The 16,932-nt window shown below is 74.2% G+C and carries 12 protein-coding genes; 6 read left to right on the top strand and 6 right to left on the bottom strand.

All coding sequences use genetic code 11. The features are described from left to right. Positions 1 to 102 precede the first annotated feature (102 nt). From modA to O3W51_RS24125, 6 genes are all read right to left on the bottom strand, one after another. The gene (gene modA, locus O3W51_RS24150) at positions 103 to 915 is read right to left on the bottom strand and encodes a molybdate ABC transporter substrate-binding protein (RefSeq protein ID WP_138354468.1); all 813 of its coding nucleotides are present in this window, start codon (positions 913 to 915) and stop codon (positions 103 to 105) included. 108 nt (positions 916 to 1,023) lie between these two features. After that, a complete protein-coding gene (locus O3W51_RS24145; RefSeq protein ID WP_138354469.1) occupies positions 1,024 to 1,419 on the bottom strand; it encodes a TOBE domain-containing protein in 396 nt (131 codons plus the stop codon). Positions 1,420 to 1,622: 203 nt separating this feature from the next. Beyond that, the gene (locus tag O3W51_RS24140) at positions 1,623 to 2,042 is read right to left on the bottom strand and encodes a hypothetical protein (protein ID WP_269287326.1); all 420 of its coding nucleotides are present in this window, start codon (positions 2,040 to 2,042) and stop codon (positions 1,623 to 1,625) included. 6 nt (positions 2,043 to 2,048) lie between these two features. After that, a complete protein-coding gene (locus O3W51_RS24135; protein WP_198358565.1) occupies positions 2,049 to 2,549 on the bottom strand; it encodes a molybdopterin-dependent oxidoreductase in 501 nt (166 codons plus the stop codon). Between the two features lie 185 nt (positions 2,550 to 2,734). After that, positions 2,735 to 3,172, bottom strand: a complete 438-nt coding sequence (locus tag O3W51_RS24130; RefSeq protein WP_138354472.1) for a response regulator — start codon at positions 3,170 to 3,172, stop codon at positions 2,735 to 2,737. Next, positions 3,169 to 3,330 (bottom strand): hypothetical protein, encoded by a 162-nt coding sequence (locus O3W51_RS24125; protein WP_187144755.1) that lies wholly within the window; start codon positions 3,328 to 3,330, stop codon positions 3,169 to 3,171. Before O3W51_RS24125 ends, O3W51_RS24130 begins: the two co-directional genes overlap by 4 nt. Before the next feature lie 136 nt (positions 3,331 to 3,466). On the opposite strand from O3W51_RS24125, the gene O3W51_RS24120 reads away from it, so the two are divergent. The 6 genes from O3W51_RS24120 to O3W51_RS24095 form a co-directional block, all read left to right on the top strand. Then, positions 3,467 to 4,606 (top strand): SpoIIE family protein phosphatase, encoded by a 1,140-nt coding sequence (locus O3W51_RS24120; RefSeq protein ID WP_198358564.1) that lies wholly within the window; start codon positions 3,467 to 3,469, stop codon positions 4,604 to 4,606. 176 nt (positions 4,607 to 4,782) lie between these two features. Beyond that, on the top strand, positions 4,783 to 5,637 hold the full coding sequence (locus O3W51_RS24115; protein WP_138354474.1) for a DUF4132 domain-containing protein: 855 nt from the start codon (positions 4,783 to 4,785) through the stop codon (positions 5,635 to 5,637). Next, on the top strand, positions 5,634 to 10,604 hold the full coding sequence (locus tag O3W51_RS24110) for a hypothetical protein (RefSeq protein ID WP_198358563.1): 4,971 nt from the start codon (positions 5,634 to 5,636) through the stop codon (positions 10,602 to 10,604). The genes O3W51_RS24115 and O3W51_RS24110 overlap by 4 nt, the downstream gene beginning before the upstream one ends. Continuing rightward, complete coding sequence (locus tag O3W51_RS24105; RefSeq protein ID WP_138354476.1) at positions 10,601 to 11,800, top strand: ATP-binding protein; 1,200 nt, start codon at positions 10,601 to 10,603, stop codon at positions 11,798 to 11,800. The genes O3W51_RS24110 and O3W51_RS24105 overlap by 4 nt, the downstream gene beginning before the upstream one ends. 67 nt (positions 11,801 to 11,867) lie before the next feature. Beyond that, the gene (locus O3W51_RS24100; RefSeq protein WP_443048331.1) at positions 11,868 to 15,440 is read left to right on the top strand and encodes a vWA domain-containing protein; all 3,573 of its coding nucleotides are present in this window, start codon (positions 11,868 to 11,870) and stop codon (positions 15,438 to 15,440) included. Then, the coding region (locus O3W51_RS24095) for a hypothetical protein (protein ID WP_269287329.1) at positions 15,437 to 16,932 on the top strand (1,496 nt) is incomplete at its 3' end. The genes O3W51_RS24100 and O3W51_RS24095, both read left to right, overlap by 4 nt.

Here is a 16,932-nt window from a genome sequence, read left to right as displayed (position 1 = left end):
CGGTTCCTGGGATCGGGGCAGGCGAAGGCAGTGACAGGGCTGTCCGGTCCCCCGATCCGGACAGCCCTCACAACAGGGGGAGCTGCCGCTTCCCGCACAGGACTACGGCTGCTGGAAGCCCGCCGCCTGCAGGATCTTCTGCGCTTCGGGGGTGCTCAGCCATGCCACGAACGCGGCGGCGGCCTCGCTGTTCTTCGTGGTCTTCAAGGTAGCGGCCGGGTACGAGGCGACGGCGTTCTGCGCGTCGGGGATCTCGATGGCGTCGACCTTGTTCGTGGCGGTCGCGGCGTCCGTCGCGTAGACGATGCCGGCGTCGGCCTCGCCGAGCTCGACCTTGCTCAGGACGGCGCGGACGTTCGGCTCCTGCGAGACCGGCTTGACCACGATCTTCTGCGCGTCCAGGACCTGCTTGCTGTACCGGCCGACCGGGACGGTGGGCGCGGCGAGGACGACCTTGAACTTGGTGTCGGCCAGGTCCTTGAGGGCCGTGATCTTCAGCGGGTTGCCCTCACCGGTGGCGATCACCAGGCGGTTCTTGGCGATGATGGCCGGGGTGCCGGTGTCGGACTTCAGGCCGTCCATGGTCCTGGTGTCCGCGGTCACCAGGGCGTCGGCCGGCGCGCCCTGCTTGACCTGCGCGGCGAGTTCCTGCGAGCCGGCGAAGGAGAACTTCACCGTCGTGCCCGGGTGGCTCTTCTCGTACGCGGCGCCGGCGGTCTTGAACACATCGGTCAGCGAGGAGGCGGCGAGCACCGTCAGCGCGGCCTTGGGCGCTCCGGAGGTGCTGGCGGACGGGGTCGCCGTGGAACCGGCGTCCTTCTTGTCGTCACTGCCGCAGGCCGCCACGAGCGGAACGAACAGGGCGGCGGTCACGATCGCGGCAGCGGCGCGGCGTCTGTCGAAGGCAAAGGACATGAGGGTTGAACTCCCTGGTGACGTGGCTGTTCGGGCCGACCGGTGTCGCCCGAGCGGTTGGTGGAGGCCGCGTCGGGGACGGACGACGCCGCTGGTTGGAGCGGTGGGTCAGGTGCGGTCGATGTGCACGCTGGTGGACTTCACACGGGCGGTGGCCCGCATGCCGACCTCCAGGCCGAGTTCCTCGACGGCTTCACGGGTCAGCAGCGACACCAGCCGATGCGGACCGGCCTGGATCTCCACCTGTGCGGCGACGTCGCCGAGCTTGACCGCGGTGACGATGCCGGGGAACGCGTTGCGGGCGGAGATGCAGGAGGTGTCCTCCTCACCGGTGCCTGTCTGGGCGATCTCGATGGAGAACGCGGCCAGGTCCCGGCCGTCGATCAGTCGGCGGCCGCCCTCGTCGCGGTGGGTCGTCACCCGGCCGGCGTCCGCCCAGCGGCGCGCGGTATCCGGGCTCACACCCAGCAGGCGCGCCGCCTGACCCATCGTGTAGGACTGCATGTGCGACACGTTAGGGGCAATTCCCTGGCATTTGCAATTCATGATGCGAATCTCCATGGCAACTGCCCCGCCCTTAGTGAAAGGTCCAATGGCGGTGGTCAGGCGGTGAGAAGCGCCAGTCCGATCCGGCTCTGGAAAACACTCCAGGTGGAGATCTCCGCGCCGTAGACGCCCGGCACGGGAATGTCGTCACTCATGGGATGTCAGAGGGCGACGACCACATATCCCCTCGGGGTGCCGCCCATGACCCCGACATTGAGGCCGGTGCGCTCGCAGATCAGCGGCGTCGCCCACAGGTCGGCGTCACCGGCGATCGGGCCGATCGTCACCCGGCGCCCGCTCAGGGCGAAGGGCTCGGCGACCGGGGGTCCGCCGCGGGCCGCGTCCCGCACGGACAGGGCGGCTGCGGCGTCCTCCTGGCGGAAGTACCCCGACCCGTCGTCCCCGGCCGACGCCGACGCGGTGTGCAGATATCGCCCGTCCGGCCCCAGGAGCGCGGCGGCGTAGGCCACGCCCGGCTCCTCGATGATGTCGGCCCGCAGGAATTCGTCCCACGCCTGGGTGGCCTTGTCGTTCTGCGCGGCGGCCCCGTCGCGGGGTCCGGCGCCGTTCTCCGGCGACACCCGGCCCTATCCCGTGGCCGCGGATGCGCCGGGAGGCGGGCAGGCCCCGACCCATACGCTGCTGATGTCGCTGATGTAGCGGGCCCCGCAGCGGTCGGAGGGCACCACCAGCTGGCTGCCGGACTCGTCCAGCGCCCCGCCGTCCAGGAGCGTGGCCAGCAGGATGGGCGTGTCCCCGAAGTCGGCGTCGATCTCCGCCCAGGACAGCACCGTGTGGTGCCCGTCCCCGCCGGTGACCGTCAGCAGGAAACGCGAGCGGTCCTTACGCCGCCGGGCGTCGAAGGCGGGCTCCGCGGCGGTGACGACCTCCCGCAGCAGCGGCCCCTCGAAGCGGTGGTGCTGCGGCCCGTTCGTCGCGCAGTCGAAGACCACGTCGGCCCGGTGCTGCTCCCAGCCGTTCCGCAGATCGGCGACGGTCAGGGTGGCCGGCCGGTGCACCTCGCCGCGCAGGAGGAAGGACCGGGTGCGCGGCGGCGCGGCGCGCTGCGGCGTACTGGGTCGGCTCATCCGATTCCCCCTCCGGGCGGTGCACGCGGCGGCTGCTCACAACGTCCTGCCCAATCGTCCGTCCGGAGAATCGTAGATGCAACCTAAAAGCGCTCCTGTTCCTCGTGTATACGAGGTGGGAATGGTGTCTGGACCGGCAGGCGCGGTGTTTCCGCTACGGGAGGCCCGCGGGTGCCGCCTCCTTCTCAGTCGCGGGGCACGTGGGTGGCGATCTCGAGGAAGAAGGCGTCGATGCCCCGCACGGAGTGCAGGAAGTCGTCGAGGTTGACCGGCTTGGTGACGTACGCGTTGGCGTGGTGCTGGTAGGCGTCCGCGATGTCGTCCGGCGTGGACGAGGTCGTCAGGACGACCACGGGGATGGTGGCCAGAGACGGGTCGTCCTTGAGGACGGCCAGCAGTTCGCGGCCGTTCATCCGGGGCATGTTCAGATCCAGCACGATGAGATCGGGGCGGTCGTTGGCCGGGTCCCGCAGGTGTTCCAGTGCGGCGACACCGTCGTTGGCGCGGGCGATGGCCCGGGTCATCCCCTTTTCTGCGAGGGCTTCCTCGATGAGCATCGCATCGGCGGCGTCGTCCTCGACGAGCAGGATGCTGTAGGAGCGGGGAGAGGCGAGGGCGTTCACGGGTTCGCTCCTGCGGAGGTCGGCGGGACGGAACTGAGGGGGTGCCCGCGGCGGAGGGTCTCCGTGGCCGGCCGGTGGGGGAGTGCCGTCCCGCCCTGCTCGGCCGGTGCCGTCAACTGGGCATGGCCGAGTTGGACGGTGGACTCCTCGCGGCGCATGCGCCCACCCTACGGTCGTGTCGATGAGGCGACAATCATGGTCGGCGCGCTGGGCACGATGGCGCGGCTGTACCCCGGGGCGGGAGCGGTTGGCCCTGCCGCTGCCGCGGCGGGGCGGGGTGATCGAGGAGTCGCAGTGACAGGCCTTGCAGGGGCGCGCAGCCACGAGGATCCGGCCGAGCACCCACGCTCCGGAGCGGCTGGGGCCGGCCGGGCCGGCGGTCCCACCGCGGACTGGACGACGCGGCGCTGGCTGACGGCGGGCGCCTGCGCCGCGCTCGTGGTCCTCGCCGTCCTCGCGGCGACCGGGGTGTGGGTCTTCGCCCGCTCCACGGCGATCTCGGACCGGCTGGTGGACGGCAGCACCCCGGCGCTGGTGGCCTCGGTGCGGCTGGAAAGCGCGCTGGTCAACCAGGAGACGGGGGCGCGCGGCTACGGGCTGACCGGGGAACCGGGCTTCCTGGAGCCCTACCGCTCGGGCCTGCGACAACAGAAGGACGCCACCGCGCAGTTGCGGACCCTGCTGGCCGGTGACCGGTCAACGGTCGCCGACCTGGACGAGGTGCTCGCGCGCGCCGAGACCTGGCAGTCCCGGTTCGGCCGGCCGGTGGCCACCGCGCCGGCCGGCGCCCCGGTGGCCCTGGCCACCGAGCGGGCGGACGAGGGCCGGCAGGACTTCAACGCCATCCGCGTCAGCACCTCCCACCTGGAGAAGGACCTGGAGGCCGCCCGCGACCGGGCGCGCACCGAACTGCACCACGTACGGTCCCAGCGCCGCGAGTCCGGCCTGCTGGCCCTGATGGAGCAGGTCCTCGTCGCGGAACGCCCCTACTCCGCGATGTTCGCCACCGTCGCGATGATCTCGCTCCACCCGGACGCCTGCCGGATCGATGTCACGCTGGCCGGTCACGACGAACCGCTCCTCGTCCAGCACGGCACGGCCCGCCCGCTGCCGTCCCGGCCGGGCGTCGCCCTGGGCATCGGTCCCGGCGGCGGCCGGCACACCACCCGGACCGAACTCCCGGCCGCCGCCTCGCTGCTGCTGCACACCGACGGTCTGGTGGAGGGACACAGCGGGCCCGGGCACGAACGCCTGGGGACCGACGGCCTGCTGTCGATCATCGACAGCGCACCGCGGACGACCGGGCGGGCGCTGGTGGACCATCTGACCACCGTCACCCGGAAACTGGACGCCGGACGGCATCTGGACGACCTCGCCATCCTGTTGCTCAGCTGGGACTTCACCGCCCCGGAGGGCACCGGACGCACCGTCTGAACCCCTCGCGATCCGGTTGTCCACAGGCCCGCCGGTGCTGCCGGAGGCATTGTCCGAGCCTCCCCCTAGAGTCGCACCAACGTGATCGCGGCGGCGCTGCGACCGGGGGTGTGGCGTGCGGTGTGCCATAGGTGTGCCATGCCCCGGAACAGGCCGTCTGACCAAGGAGACAGCACATGGGGTGGGTTCCGGCCGGCGACTACGAAGTCGCCCTCGACGACGGGAAAGTGGTCTGCCGCAACGCGGCGGGGCGCCGGCTGAAGACGGTACCGCCGAAGCTGGCCGACGATCCGGCCGTGGTCGGACTGCGCCAGCTGGTGGAGTGGCTGGACCGGCACGAACGGCAGTGCGTCGCCGACGTGGAGCGGTGGATGGTGCGCTCGCTGCCCGTCCCGGTCGCCGCCGTCGCCCAGGTGTGGCAGGACACCGCCTGGCGGTCGGCCCTGCGCGACCTCGTCGTCATGGGGGAGAACGGCGACGTCGCCGGGTTCCTGCGGGACGCCGACCCCGTCCGGGGCCTCGGTCTGGTGGACCTGGACGGTGACACCGTGCGCATCAGCCCCGAGCTGGTCCGCATACCGCACCCCGTGCTGCTGGAAGACCTCGAAGAACTCCGGGAGTTCGCGGTCGAGCTCACCGTGAACCAGCGGGTGCAGCAGCTCTTCCGCGAGGTGTGGCGCCGCCCGGCGGGTCTGGACGCGGAGACCGCCTCGGTCGACGACTACGCGGGCGGCACCTTCAAGGAACTGCGGTTCCTGCACGGCCGTGCCACCCAGCTCGGGTACCGGGCGCGCGGCGGCCAGGCGGTCTGCCCGGTGGTCGAGGACGGCAGAACCGTCGAGGCGCGGATCTGGATCGGCGACTACGAGAGCTACGAGCAGACCGAGACCGGCTCGCTGACCTGGACCGACGGTGCGGGACGGGCGTTGACGGCCGGCCAGGTCGGCCCGGTCGCCTGGTCGGAAGGCATGCGCATGGCGGCGGCCCTGTACGCGGGACGCGACATCGAGGACGAGGAGCAGGCGGCATGAAGACCGACGACATCACCCGGGCCGCGGCGCTGCTCGACGCCGGCGCGATCCTGCGCCCCGGCACCGTCACCCGTGACGACGCCGACGCGCTCACCGCCCGCACCTACACACACCCGGCGCTCGACGACCGGCGCGTGGTGCGCCTGGTGGCGGGCACCCTCGGCGAGGCCGAGGATCTGGCGCTGGACTTCCTCGGGCTCGTCCGTGAACCCGATGCCCCCGAGGTGGGACAGGTCCGCCGCGAGACGCTGGGCTTCCCCGCCTGGGCGCTGGTCAACGACCCCGCCAACGGCCACCACGCCCTCGCCCTCGTCAAGGACATGGAGCGGCTCGCCCGCCAGGCCAAGTCCCGTGCCGGCGCGGCGAAGGACGGCTTCGAAGCTCTCGCCACCCGGCTCGGCCGGGCCGTACCGCACTTCCTGCCGACGTTCTACGAGCAGGCCGCCCGGGTCTTCCTCCAGCACGACAACAGCACCTACGCCGCGACCCTCTTCGGCAAGGCCCGTGCCGCCGAGCGCGTCCACGGCCTCGCGGTCGACGAGGACCGGCAGCGGGCGGTCTTCCTGGAGTTCGCCTTCGCCGGCGCGCTGACCGTGAAGGCGCTCAAGGACCATGTCCAGGACCTCTCCCGGCGGCTCGACCCGGCCGAGGCGTGGGCGCAGTTCCGTCAGCTAGCCGTCGAACGGTGTGCGGCCGGGATGCCGCCGTACGCCGCCCTGCCGCAGGACGCCCGCGGGCTCATCAAGGCCGCGGGTCTCGACCGGGTGACCGAGGAGTCGGCGTTCGTCGCCGATCTGCTCGCCTCACCCAGCATCGTCCGCGCACCCGCATCGTTCTGGACCGCCTACCGCGCCACCCTCGTGGTGCTCGCCACCGGTGAACCCGCCGTCCGGGCCCGGCTGCTGGAGATCATGCCGACCGGCCTCGGGAGCGGCCGGTCCGCCGACGAGTCCTGGCTCGCGCTGCTCGCCGAGACGGGCGCCGACACCCTGCTCACCGAGGAGACCGGTACGGCGGGCGCCGATCCGGCGGACTGGCTCAGCCGCTGGGCCCTGCACCGCAAGCACGGTTCGTCCAGCTCCCAGCGGTGCCCGGCCACACTCGCGCTCGTGGAGCGGATGGCCGCCCGGCTGCGCTCCGACGGACGTCCGGTCGACCTCTTCCAGGGGCGCTGGCACGCGGGCGCCGACCTCGACCTGCTCGACGGCTGCCTGACCTGGGGTATTCCGCTCACCGAGCCGGCCCCTGGCGCCTCGGTCCATCTCCCGCTGGAGGGCTGGCTCTCCGACGACGTGCCCGGCCGCCGCGACCTGACCGCCGTCGCGGGCCGCCCCCGTTTCCGCGAGCTGCTGTACGACGCCCTGAGCGGCCTCAACGGTCACCGGGCGGAGACCTCCGTGCTCGAAGCGATCGCCGGCCACCCGGTCCTGAGCGACGTGCTCCACGACTGGCTCCGGGACCGCGCCGAGGAGTTCACCGGAGCGACCGGACTGCCCGGCTCGCGCGCGGCACTCAGCCGGATCGCACCGTTCCGCCCGGTGGCCGCCCAGGTCAACGCCTTGGCCGTCGCCCAGGTCGCCGGACACGACCTGGCCCCGATCCTCGCCGCCACCCTGCGCGCGGGCGTCGTGGACGAACTGGGCTGGCCGGCCCTGGAAGAGGCCTACCAACAGCTCAACGCCGGTCAGGCCGACCAGAACCACTGGATCGTGGTCGCCGAGGCGTGGCCCGCTCTCATCGTCGCGAACCGGCACCGGGCCGTCGTCGTCGGCCCCGAAGGGGTGCTGCTGGAACACGAGCTGCGCCTCCCGGCCGACCTCGACCAATGGCGGCGCCCGCACTTCCGCTACACGGACGGCGAACTGCTCGTCATCTGGCAGGAGGACAGCAAACAGCGCGCCTACTGGTCGGCCCGCCCCTCCGAGGTGTTCACGCTCGGCGGAGAGCAGCTGCCGTACTGGTGGAACGCGCAGTCGGCCGGCACCCCGTCGCTGCCGTTGCCCGGCGGCGGCCGCGCCACCGGCGGCCGGACCCTGCACGCGGGTGACACGACCCTGCCGTCCTCCCGGCCCGTGCTGGGCGACGGGACCGGACACTGGCGCCAGGGCAAGCAGGGCCGCGAGCACATCTGGGTCGAGTACGATCCGGCCGGCGGCACGCACGGACGCGCCTCGCTGCCCGCTTTCCTGCAGTCCGGGATCCGGGAGGACGCCCGGCTCTCGCCCGCGGACTGCGAGGTCCTGCCGTTGCTCCCCGGCCTGGAGAACACGCCGTTCGGCACCGACGGCACCGTCCTGGGCCGCTGGGTACGGACCGAGGGCCGCGACCACGAGCGGCGGGTCACCGCCGGAACACCCGACGGGCGCACCGTCACCCTTCCCGTGGCCCCGGGCCAGGGCCACCACCCCGTACCGCTGGGCGTGCTGCGACTGCCGGGCGGAGCGGGCCCCGTCGCCGCCCTGGTCGGCAACATGATCCAGCTCCACCCGGCGGACGCCACATCCGACACCGGTGTGCTGGGCTCCGTCGCCGTCTCCGACCAGGGCGGGGAGTACGCGGCAGGCACCGGATACGTTCCGCCGCCGGCGTTCTGGCACGCTCTGCGCCCGCGCGACGAGCAGGGCTCGGCAGGTCTGCGCGCGGTCACCGACGCGGAGATCGCGTCCCTGCTCAGCGCGGCCATCACCGCTCTGGCGGAGCGCCGTGCCGCGGCCGCAGGACAGGAGAAGTACACCGGTCCGTCCGCGGACGAAGTGGCCAGGACGGCCGTCGCCGCGGCACTTCCCGCGCTGTCCGACCCGCGGTTGCTCACGGGAGTGACCGCGATCGTGCGGGCCGCCGTCAACCATGTGCTCGCCACCGCCTCGTTCGTCGCACCCGTGCAGCCCAAGCAGCCGAAGACACCGCAGACCGAGGGCATGTACGCCCAGCACCGGCCCCCACACGGCGACGACACGACGCTGCGGGCCGCCACCGCCGGCATCGCCACGCCCGGTGGCTACATGCGGTGGGGACAGGGCGAGGAGTGGACCGCCCTCCAGCAGATCCTGTCGGTCAATCACGTCCTGTCGGGGAAGCCCGCCGACGGCAGGCTGCTGCCCGAACCCACCCCGCTGCCGGTCCTCGGCGACGGCTGGAGCGGCGAGGCCCACACGGTGCCCGCTGTCGGGATGGTCTGGCTGCCCTTCCTGGACACCCTGCGGCAGCTCGCCTACCGCGCGGCTTCCCCCGGCACCTCCGACGAGCACCGGGAGGCGCTGCTCACGCTGCTCGAAGCGGTCTCCACCGGCCCTCTCGCCGACCCCTCGGGCGCCCTGCGCCAGGTCGTCCTGTGCGAGGAGGGCACCAAGCGGGAACGGGTCGGCCAGGTGCTGCGCCGCGGTGGCCGCACCGTGGTGATCCTCGGCCGGCAGAACGTCAACCGGGGCAACGGCCGCGTGCACTGGCTCGCCCTCGACCACGACCCGGAGGGGACGTTCGGCCGGATCGCCGACTTCACCCTCCACGAGGAGCAGCGCCACGAGCCGGCGTTCCCGCACGAGCGCCTGCTGCCGCTGATCCGACTCGTCCGTGAGCGGGGCGCCGTCCCGTGGCGGCCCGAGGCGGCCGTCGCGCTCGACACCGCCACCGGCATCGAGCCCGTCCAGGCGGCCCTGCTGGTCGCGGCCGGCACCGGCGAGATGGAGACGGCCGGGCTCTCCCTGATCGGCCTCAAGACCCGCCAGGCGGAACGGGCGAACCACCGGCTGAACTCGCTCGGCCGTGCCAACCGGCTGGCGCTGCTGGACGCACTGCTCCCGGCAGACCCGGCCGGACTGTGGGCGACAGGACCGGACATCGAGGCAGCGGCCCGGGTCTGGGCCGAGCGCCTGGGGTCGCTGGTCCGGCTGCCGGAGGATCTGGCGGACGTGCTGCACGGCGTCGGCACGGACGCGGCGGAGGCCGTCCTCAACCCCGCGCGGACCGCGTGGCTGAGCCGCACCACCGCCATGCGCCGCGACAAGGACGGCGATCTCGTCCCCGACGATCCCTCCGCCCTCCCCAGCCGGGGAGACCTCACCGGTGCCGTCGCCGCCCTCAGCGGGCTCGCCTACGGGCTGCCGTACGGACACCCGCTGCGCGCCCATCTGCCCGCCGGACTCGCCGCCGTTCGCCGGCGGCTGACCGACCCCGGACTCGTCCTCGACCTGGACGTGGAGTGGACCGAGAAGGGCACCCCGACCGCTGCCGCGCTGCGCACGGCGTACGGCCTGCCCGCGACCGGCGGAGCGGGACCGGACGGTCTCACCCGCGTCGGGGAGAGCCTCGTGCTGCGCCCCTGGTACGGCGACAACGAGATGACCCTGGTGCGCACGGCAGGCATCACCGGCGCCGACGATCCCGTCTTCGGGCTGCTCGAAGGGCTTCTCGGCTCCGGGCGGATCAGCACGCTCGCCTCGGTGCGGGCGCTGTTCGGCAGCGACCTGGAGCAGGCCGTCAACGCCGGAACCGGACCCGACGACTTCACCGGACACGCGCAGGACCCCACCCGGTCGGTGCCGGGACTGGTCGCCGAGGTGGCCGCCGCCCACGCGCTGAGCGAGGACGCGGCCGTGATCTATCTGCAGCTGCTGGCCCTGCCCGACCCGACGGACCGCGACTGCGCCCGGTGGACCGGCTGGAAGCCCGCCCGGCTGAAGAAGGCACGGGCCGAACTCGCCGCCACCGACCTGGTCCTGGAGGCCAAGCGGTCCCGCGCGGGCCGGACCCTGTTCCTGCCCTGCGGCTGGCACGAATTCAAGTCGTCCGCCCTGCCGGTGGAGACCTGGAAGGAAGGGCTCTACCCGCTGCGCGATCACGTACGGGCCGTGCCGCTGTTGTCGGTGCCCGCCCTGTTCGCCCTCGCCTGGGGGCGCGTGAAGGACGGCGACGCCCCCGCCTTCGAAGAACTCACCACCCGTGCCACCCGGAAGGGCCGCCGTCGATGACCACCGACATCCGCACCGACATCCGCACCGAGACCGCATCCTCCGCAGCGCCGGGCCGCCAGGTCAGCCCGCCCGAAGACCGCCACGCCACCGAACTGGCCTTCCTCGCCGCCTACGACAGCGGCCCCCGGCCGCCCTCCTGGCGGCTGACCCCGCGCGCCGTCGTCACCTTCGTGATGGGCAGCAACGGCGAGTCCCTGCAGCTGCCGGAGAGCGCCGCGGCGCCCGAAGGGCTCCCGCGCCGACTGGTCGTCGAGCAGAAGTTCGTCGGCGACCGCGCTCTGGTGGAACGCTGCGTCGTCACCCTCGCCGGAGAGCGCGGGCTGCTGCTCGTCGGCGAGCCCGGCACCGCCAAGTCCATGCTCTCCGAGCTGCTCTCGGCAGCCGTGTGCGGCACCAGCGGCCTGGTGGTGCAGGGCACCGCGGGCACCACCGAGGACCAGCTCAAGTACGGCTGGAACTACGCGCTGCTGCTGGCCCAGGGCCCCACCCGGCAGGCCCTGGTGCCGTCCCCGGTGCTCACCGCCATGACCCGCGGCGCCGTCGCCCGGGTCGAGGAGATCACCCGCTGCCTGCCGGAGGTCCAGGACGCGCTGGTCTCGCTGCTGTCCGAACGGCGCATCGCCGTCCCGGAGCTGGCCGGCGGTGAGGACGCCCTCGCGCACGCCGCACCCGGCTTCACGCTCATCGCGACCGCCAACCTCCGCGACAAGGGCGTCTCCGAGATGTCCGCCGCCCTCAAACGCCGCTTCAACTTCGAGACCGTCGGCCCCATCGGCGATCTCGACGCCGAGACGGCCCTGGTGCGCCGCCAGGCCCACGCGGCCGTCACGCGGGCCGGCGCCCCCTTCCAAGTGGACGACGCGATCCTCGAAGCCCTCGTGACGGCCTTCCGCGATCTGCGGGACGGGCGGTCGGCCGAGGGCTGGGAGGTCGAACGCCCCTCCACCGTGATGAGCACCGCGGAGGCCGTGTCGGTGGCCGGTTCGCTCGCCCTGGCCGCCGCGTACTTCCCCGGCGACCGCGACGTGCTGTCCCTGCTCCCGGGCCATCTGCTCGGCGTCGTCCGCAAGGACGATCCGGCGGACGCCGCCCGGTTGCTGGGTTACTGGGACGGCGCGGTGCGCCGCCGGGCCGAGCAGGGCTCCGCGACCTGGCGCACGCTGTGGGACCTGCGCTCGGTCCTGGAGAGCTGACGCCATGACCGTTCCGCCCACGACCGATTTCGTGCCGCCGCCCATGACTCCGCCCCTGACACCGTCCATGACTCCGGACGAGGCGGTAGCGGCCATGACCGGCCCCGCCGCCCCGTACCTCATCGGCGTCCGCCATCACGCGCCGTCGCTCGCCGCCGTCATGCCGGAACTGCTGGACGCCGCAAGGCCGGAGGTGCTGCTCGTCGAGCTGCCCGCGGACCTGCAGGAGTGGCTGCCCTGGCTCGCCCATGCCGACACCCTGGCTCCGGTCGCGCTGGCCGCCGTCCCCGCCGCCGGCGGCGGGGACGGGCGCGGCCCCGCCTTCTATCCGTTCGCCGACTTCTCTCCCGAGCTCGCCGCCCTGCGCTGGGCCGCGGGCCACGGCGTTCCCGTCATCGCGTGCGACCTGCCGCTGTCCGACCCGGCCTGGCACGAACGCCGCGCGCCGGGCGGCCGGGGCAGCTCCGACGGCGAGGGGCCCGGGCTGCGGGACGCGCTGAACGCCCGGCTCACCGGGCGTCCCGGAGAGGATCTCTGGGACCGCCTCGTGGAGGCCGCCGCACCCGGCTCCGCACCCGAGGCGCTGCGCCGCGCCGCCCTGCTCACCGGCTGGGCGCTGCGGGACGACGCCGAACGGGGCGGCGGAGTGGAGGCGTCGGACCTGGCCCGCGAGCGGTGGATGCGAGCCCGGATCGACGAGGTCCTGGCCGCCGGCCGCCGGGCCGCGGTCGTCGTGGGCGCCTTCCACACCCCGGCGCTGCTGAGCCCGGACACCGAACCGGTCCCGTCGGCCGACCCGGCCCCCGACGGCCCGGCGTGGACGGCGTCGCTCATTCCGTACACCTACCCGCTGCTGGACGAGCGGTCCGGCTATCCGGCCGGCATCCGCGACCCCGAATGGCAGCACCTCGTCCTGCGGGCGGCGGGCAGCCCGGCCGCGATCGACGAGGCACTCCTCGGGACCGCGGTGCGGATCTGCGCCGAACTGCGCGCGCAGGACCACCCGTCGGGCCCGGCGGACGCCCGCGAGATCGTGCGGCTGGCGGGCGACCTCGCGAGGCTGCGCGGTCTGCCCGCGCCCGGCCGCGGGGAGCTGATCGAGGCCGTGCAGACGGTGCTCACCCAGGGCGAGCCCCTCGGGCGGGGGCGCGCTGTCGCCCGAGCGCTGGAACGGGTCCTGGTCGGCACCCGCTCCGGCCGGCCCGCCCCCGACGCGCCGCGCAGCGGTCTGGCACCGGCCGTCGAGGAGGAGGTCGCCCGCCTGGGCCTGCCGGGCCCCGGCGACGCGGGGACCACAGCCGCCCGCGATCTGCGGCTGGACCCGCTGCGCTCGGACCTCGACCGCCGCCGGGAACTGCTGCTGCGCCGGCTGACGGTCTGCGGCATCCCCTACGCCTCGGCGACGGCCGTGACGGGTGCGGGCGGCAGCGACGCCGTCACCACCCGGTGGGAGGTGCGCTGGACGCCGGCCACCGCCGCCATGCTGGCCGCTGCCGGTGTCCGCGGCGTCACCCCGGGCCAGGCCGCCGAGGGGCTGCTGCGCGAACGCCGCCGCGCAGAACACGACGCGGGCGGCCCCACCGCCGACCAGACCATCGACGGTCTGGCGGAGGCGGCCTCGTGCGGCCTGCCCGGGCTGGCGGACGAACGGCTCGAGGAGCTGGGCCAGGGCGTGCCCGCCACCGGCACACGGCCCCAACTGCTCACCGCACTCGCGCTGCTGGACCGCATCAGGGCCGGCCACGTCGCCGGACTCAGCGTGGACGCGGATCGCGGTGAGCGAGCCACGGCGGTCAACGAACTGCTGACCGCCGCCGCGGTCCGCCAGGTCGACGGCCTCACCGGTTCCGACGATCCGGCGGACGCCCGCGCGCTGCTCGAACTCGCCCACCGCGCGGACGCTTTCGGCGGCATCCGGCTCACCGACTCCCTCACCCGGCTGGCCGCCGACGGCTCACCGCTCATGTCCGCCGCGGCCGGAGCCGTACGCGTTCTGCTCGGACACGAGGACGCGCACGCCTTCGGCACCCGCGCCGCGTCCTGGGTCGACGCGGCCGCGGACGCCGGCTGCCGGGGCGCCCTGACCGCCCGTCTCACCGGCCTGCTCACCGCGGCGGGCCCGCTCCTGGAGACCATGGCACCCGTCCTGGACCCGCTGCTGGGCCGGATCACGGACCTCGGCGACAGCGCCTTCCTGGACCGTCTGCCCGCGCTGCGCGGCGGCTTCGACACCCTCAGCCCGGCCGCCCGCGACCGGTTGCTGACGACCGTGGAGGCACGACTCGGGGACGACACGGGCCACATCACCGACACGGACGGCATCGACCCGGCCGCGCTGGCGCGGTGGACCCGGGCCGATCTCACCGCCCGCGAGACGCTGGGCCGGCTGGGTCTGCTGCCCGCCGCGCTCCCGGCCCCGCCCGTCACCGAACCGGCCGAAGCCGCCGAACCCTCCGACCCGGCCGGGGCGGCGGATCCGGCAGCCCCAGCCGCCCCGTCGCCGCCGCTTCCTGCCGCCGAGGACCGGATCCTGGCCCCGGCCGACCGATGGCGGCTGGTACTCGGCCGCCGCACCGATCAACTGCCGCCGTCAGCGGCGCCGTTGGCCACCGCCCTGGACGAGCTGTACGGCAGCGGTCGCGGCGAGGGCTCGCGCGGTGACCTCACGGGCAGTGCCGGGGGCAACCGCGGTGGCCGCCAGACCCCGTACCCGGGGGTCCGGGAATGGTCCGAGGAACTGGCCGTGCTGTTCGGTCCCGGCATCCGCGAGGAAGTGCTCGCGGCGGCGGCCGCGTCCGGGCGCCGCGATGTACTGACCGAACTCGATCCCAGCAGTGTCCGGCCCTCCGTGGATCTGCTCAAGACCGTCCTGCAGCACGCCGGCGGGCTGCCCGAGGCCCGGCTGGGTGCGCTCCGCCCGCTGGTGCGCCGGCTCGTCGAGCAACTCACCCGGCAACTCGCCACCCGACTGCGGCCCGCCATGACCGGCATGACGCTGCCCCGCCCCAGCCGGCGCCCCGGCGGACGGCTCGATCTGGCGCGCACCCTGCGCGCCAACCTCGCGACCGCACGCCGGGCACCCGACGGCAGCGTCCAGGTCATCCCCGAGCGGCCCGTCTTCCGCTCCCGCGCGCGGCGTGCCGCCGACTGGCGGCTGGTCCTGGTCACCGATGTGTCGGGCTCGATGGAGTCCTCCACCATCTGGTCGGCCCTCACAGCCGCGGTGCTCGCCGGAGTACCCACCCTGTCCACCCACTTCCTGGCCTTCTCCACCGAGGTCATCGACCTCACCGACCAGGTGCACGATCCCCTCTCGCTGCTCCTCGAGGTCCGCGTCGGCGGCGGCACCCACATCGCCGCCGGACTGCGCCACGCGCGCACGCTGGTGACCGTGCCGTCCCGCACCCTCGTCGTCGTGATCAGCGACTTCGAGGAGGGCTATCCGCTCGGCGGACTGCTCTCCGAAGTCCGTTCCCTCGTCGGGGCCGGCTGCCATGTACTCGGCTGCGCGAGCCTGGACGACGCCGGACGTCCCCGGTACTCGACCGGTGTAGCCGGCCAGCTCGTCGCCGCCGGTATGCCGGTCGCCGCCCTCAGCCCGCTCGAACTCGCCCGCTGGGTAGGGGAGAAGATCGCATGAGCCAGGACCTCCCCGCCGTCGCACCCGCCGTGACCGCCGAGATCGTCGGCGCCCTCTCGCCCCGGCTGCGCAAACGCCTCGACGCCGCCGCGGTCAAGATCGCGGCCAGGCCCGCCGTCCGTGACGGCGACACGGTACGGATCGCGGTCGACGACGAGATCAGCCTGGAACTCCACGCCCCCGCCGGGGTGGTAACCACCCAGGGCGGGATCCGCTGCGGTTGTCTGCTCGCCCCGGACTGTCTGCACCGCGCGGCCGTCGCGTCCGCGGCGCCCGTGGCCGACGACGAACCGGCGCCTTCGCCCAAGGACACGGCCACGGACAGCGGGGCCGCTCCGGCCCCGGAAGCCGCTACCGAGGACGTTGCGACGCCCGAGCAACGGGCTGCCGCCGGCGCCCTGTGGGCGGCCGGGGCCGCCGTTCTCGACGCGGGTATCGAGGGTGCCGGGGCCGTCCTGCAGGCCGAGTTGCTGCGGGCGGCCCACGCGGCCCGGCTCGGTGGGCTGCCCCGCCCGGCCGCGGCGGCCGTCTCGGTCGTCAACGGGCTGCGCGCCGCGCGCTCCGCCGACCCGGCACACCGGCTGGGGGACCTGACCGCCGCGGTACGGGAACTGCTGGCCACCGCCCACCGGTTGCCCGACGCGAAGGACTCCGAACTGGCCGCCCTGCGCGGTACCGCCCGGCAGGCCTATGTGCCCGACGGATCCCTGCGGTTGTACGGGCTGTTCACCGAACCGCTGATCACCGCGGGCGGTTACGCCGGCGCCACCACCTGGGCCGCGGCCGCCGATGGCCGGCTCTACACCGTCTCGGACATCGCACCCGGCGGCCCCGGCCGGGCCGCCGCCGCGGCCGACCGCACCGTGCGGCTCGGCGACACCGCCCTCACCCACCGGGAGCTCTCCCACGCGGGGCTCGCCCTGTCGGGGGCCACCGTCTCGCCGACCGGCCGGCTCGGCGCGGGCGCGGCGGTCAAGGCGGTGCGGGCGGCGGGAGCCGCCTGGACGGCGGAACCCCTCGGGGCGCTGTGGGCGGGACCGGCCGCCGAGCAGGTCGCCCGCGCCCTCCGCGCACGCGCCCCCGGCGCGGAGACCTCGCACGCGGGCGCCGATCTGCTCTTCCTCGACGTCACGATCCTGGGAGCAGCCCGCGAGACCGGCGGGGACTGCCTACTCGCCGCGTGCGACGATCTGACGCTCCGGCTCACCGCGGCCCATGACCACCCCGCACTGGCCCACCGGGACAACCTCCGGATGCTGGCAGCGCTCCCCGGTGCGCGACTGCGGATCGTCGGCCGCCTCGTCCCGGCGCCCCAGCCCCGGCTGCACCTGCTGGCGATCGCGCACCCCGCCGATCCCGAACGCCGCATCGACATGGGCCTGGACCGCCTCCAGCGCGCCGACCTCCCCACCCTGCCACCGCAGCCGACCGGGCCCGGCCCCGGCGCCGAACCGCTGGACCGGGCTCCGCTCCATCTCCTGCGCCGGCGTCT

Source organism: Streptomyces sp. H39-C1, from assembly GCF_027158125.1.
Classification (GTDB): domain Bacteria; phylum Actinomycetota; class Actinomycetes; order Streptomycetales; family Streptomycetaceae; genus Actinacidiphila; species Actinacidiphila fildesensis.
Note: the sequence above shows the minus strand (reverse complement) of the source record. Positions and strands in the feature narration are given on the sequence as shown.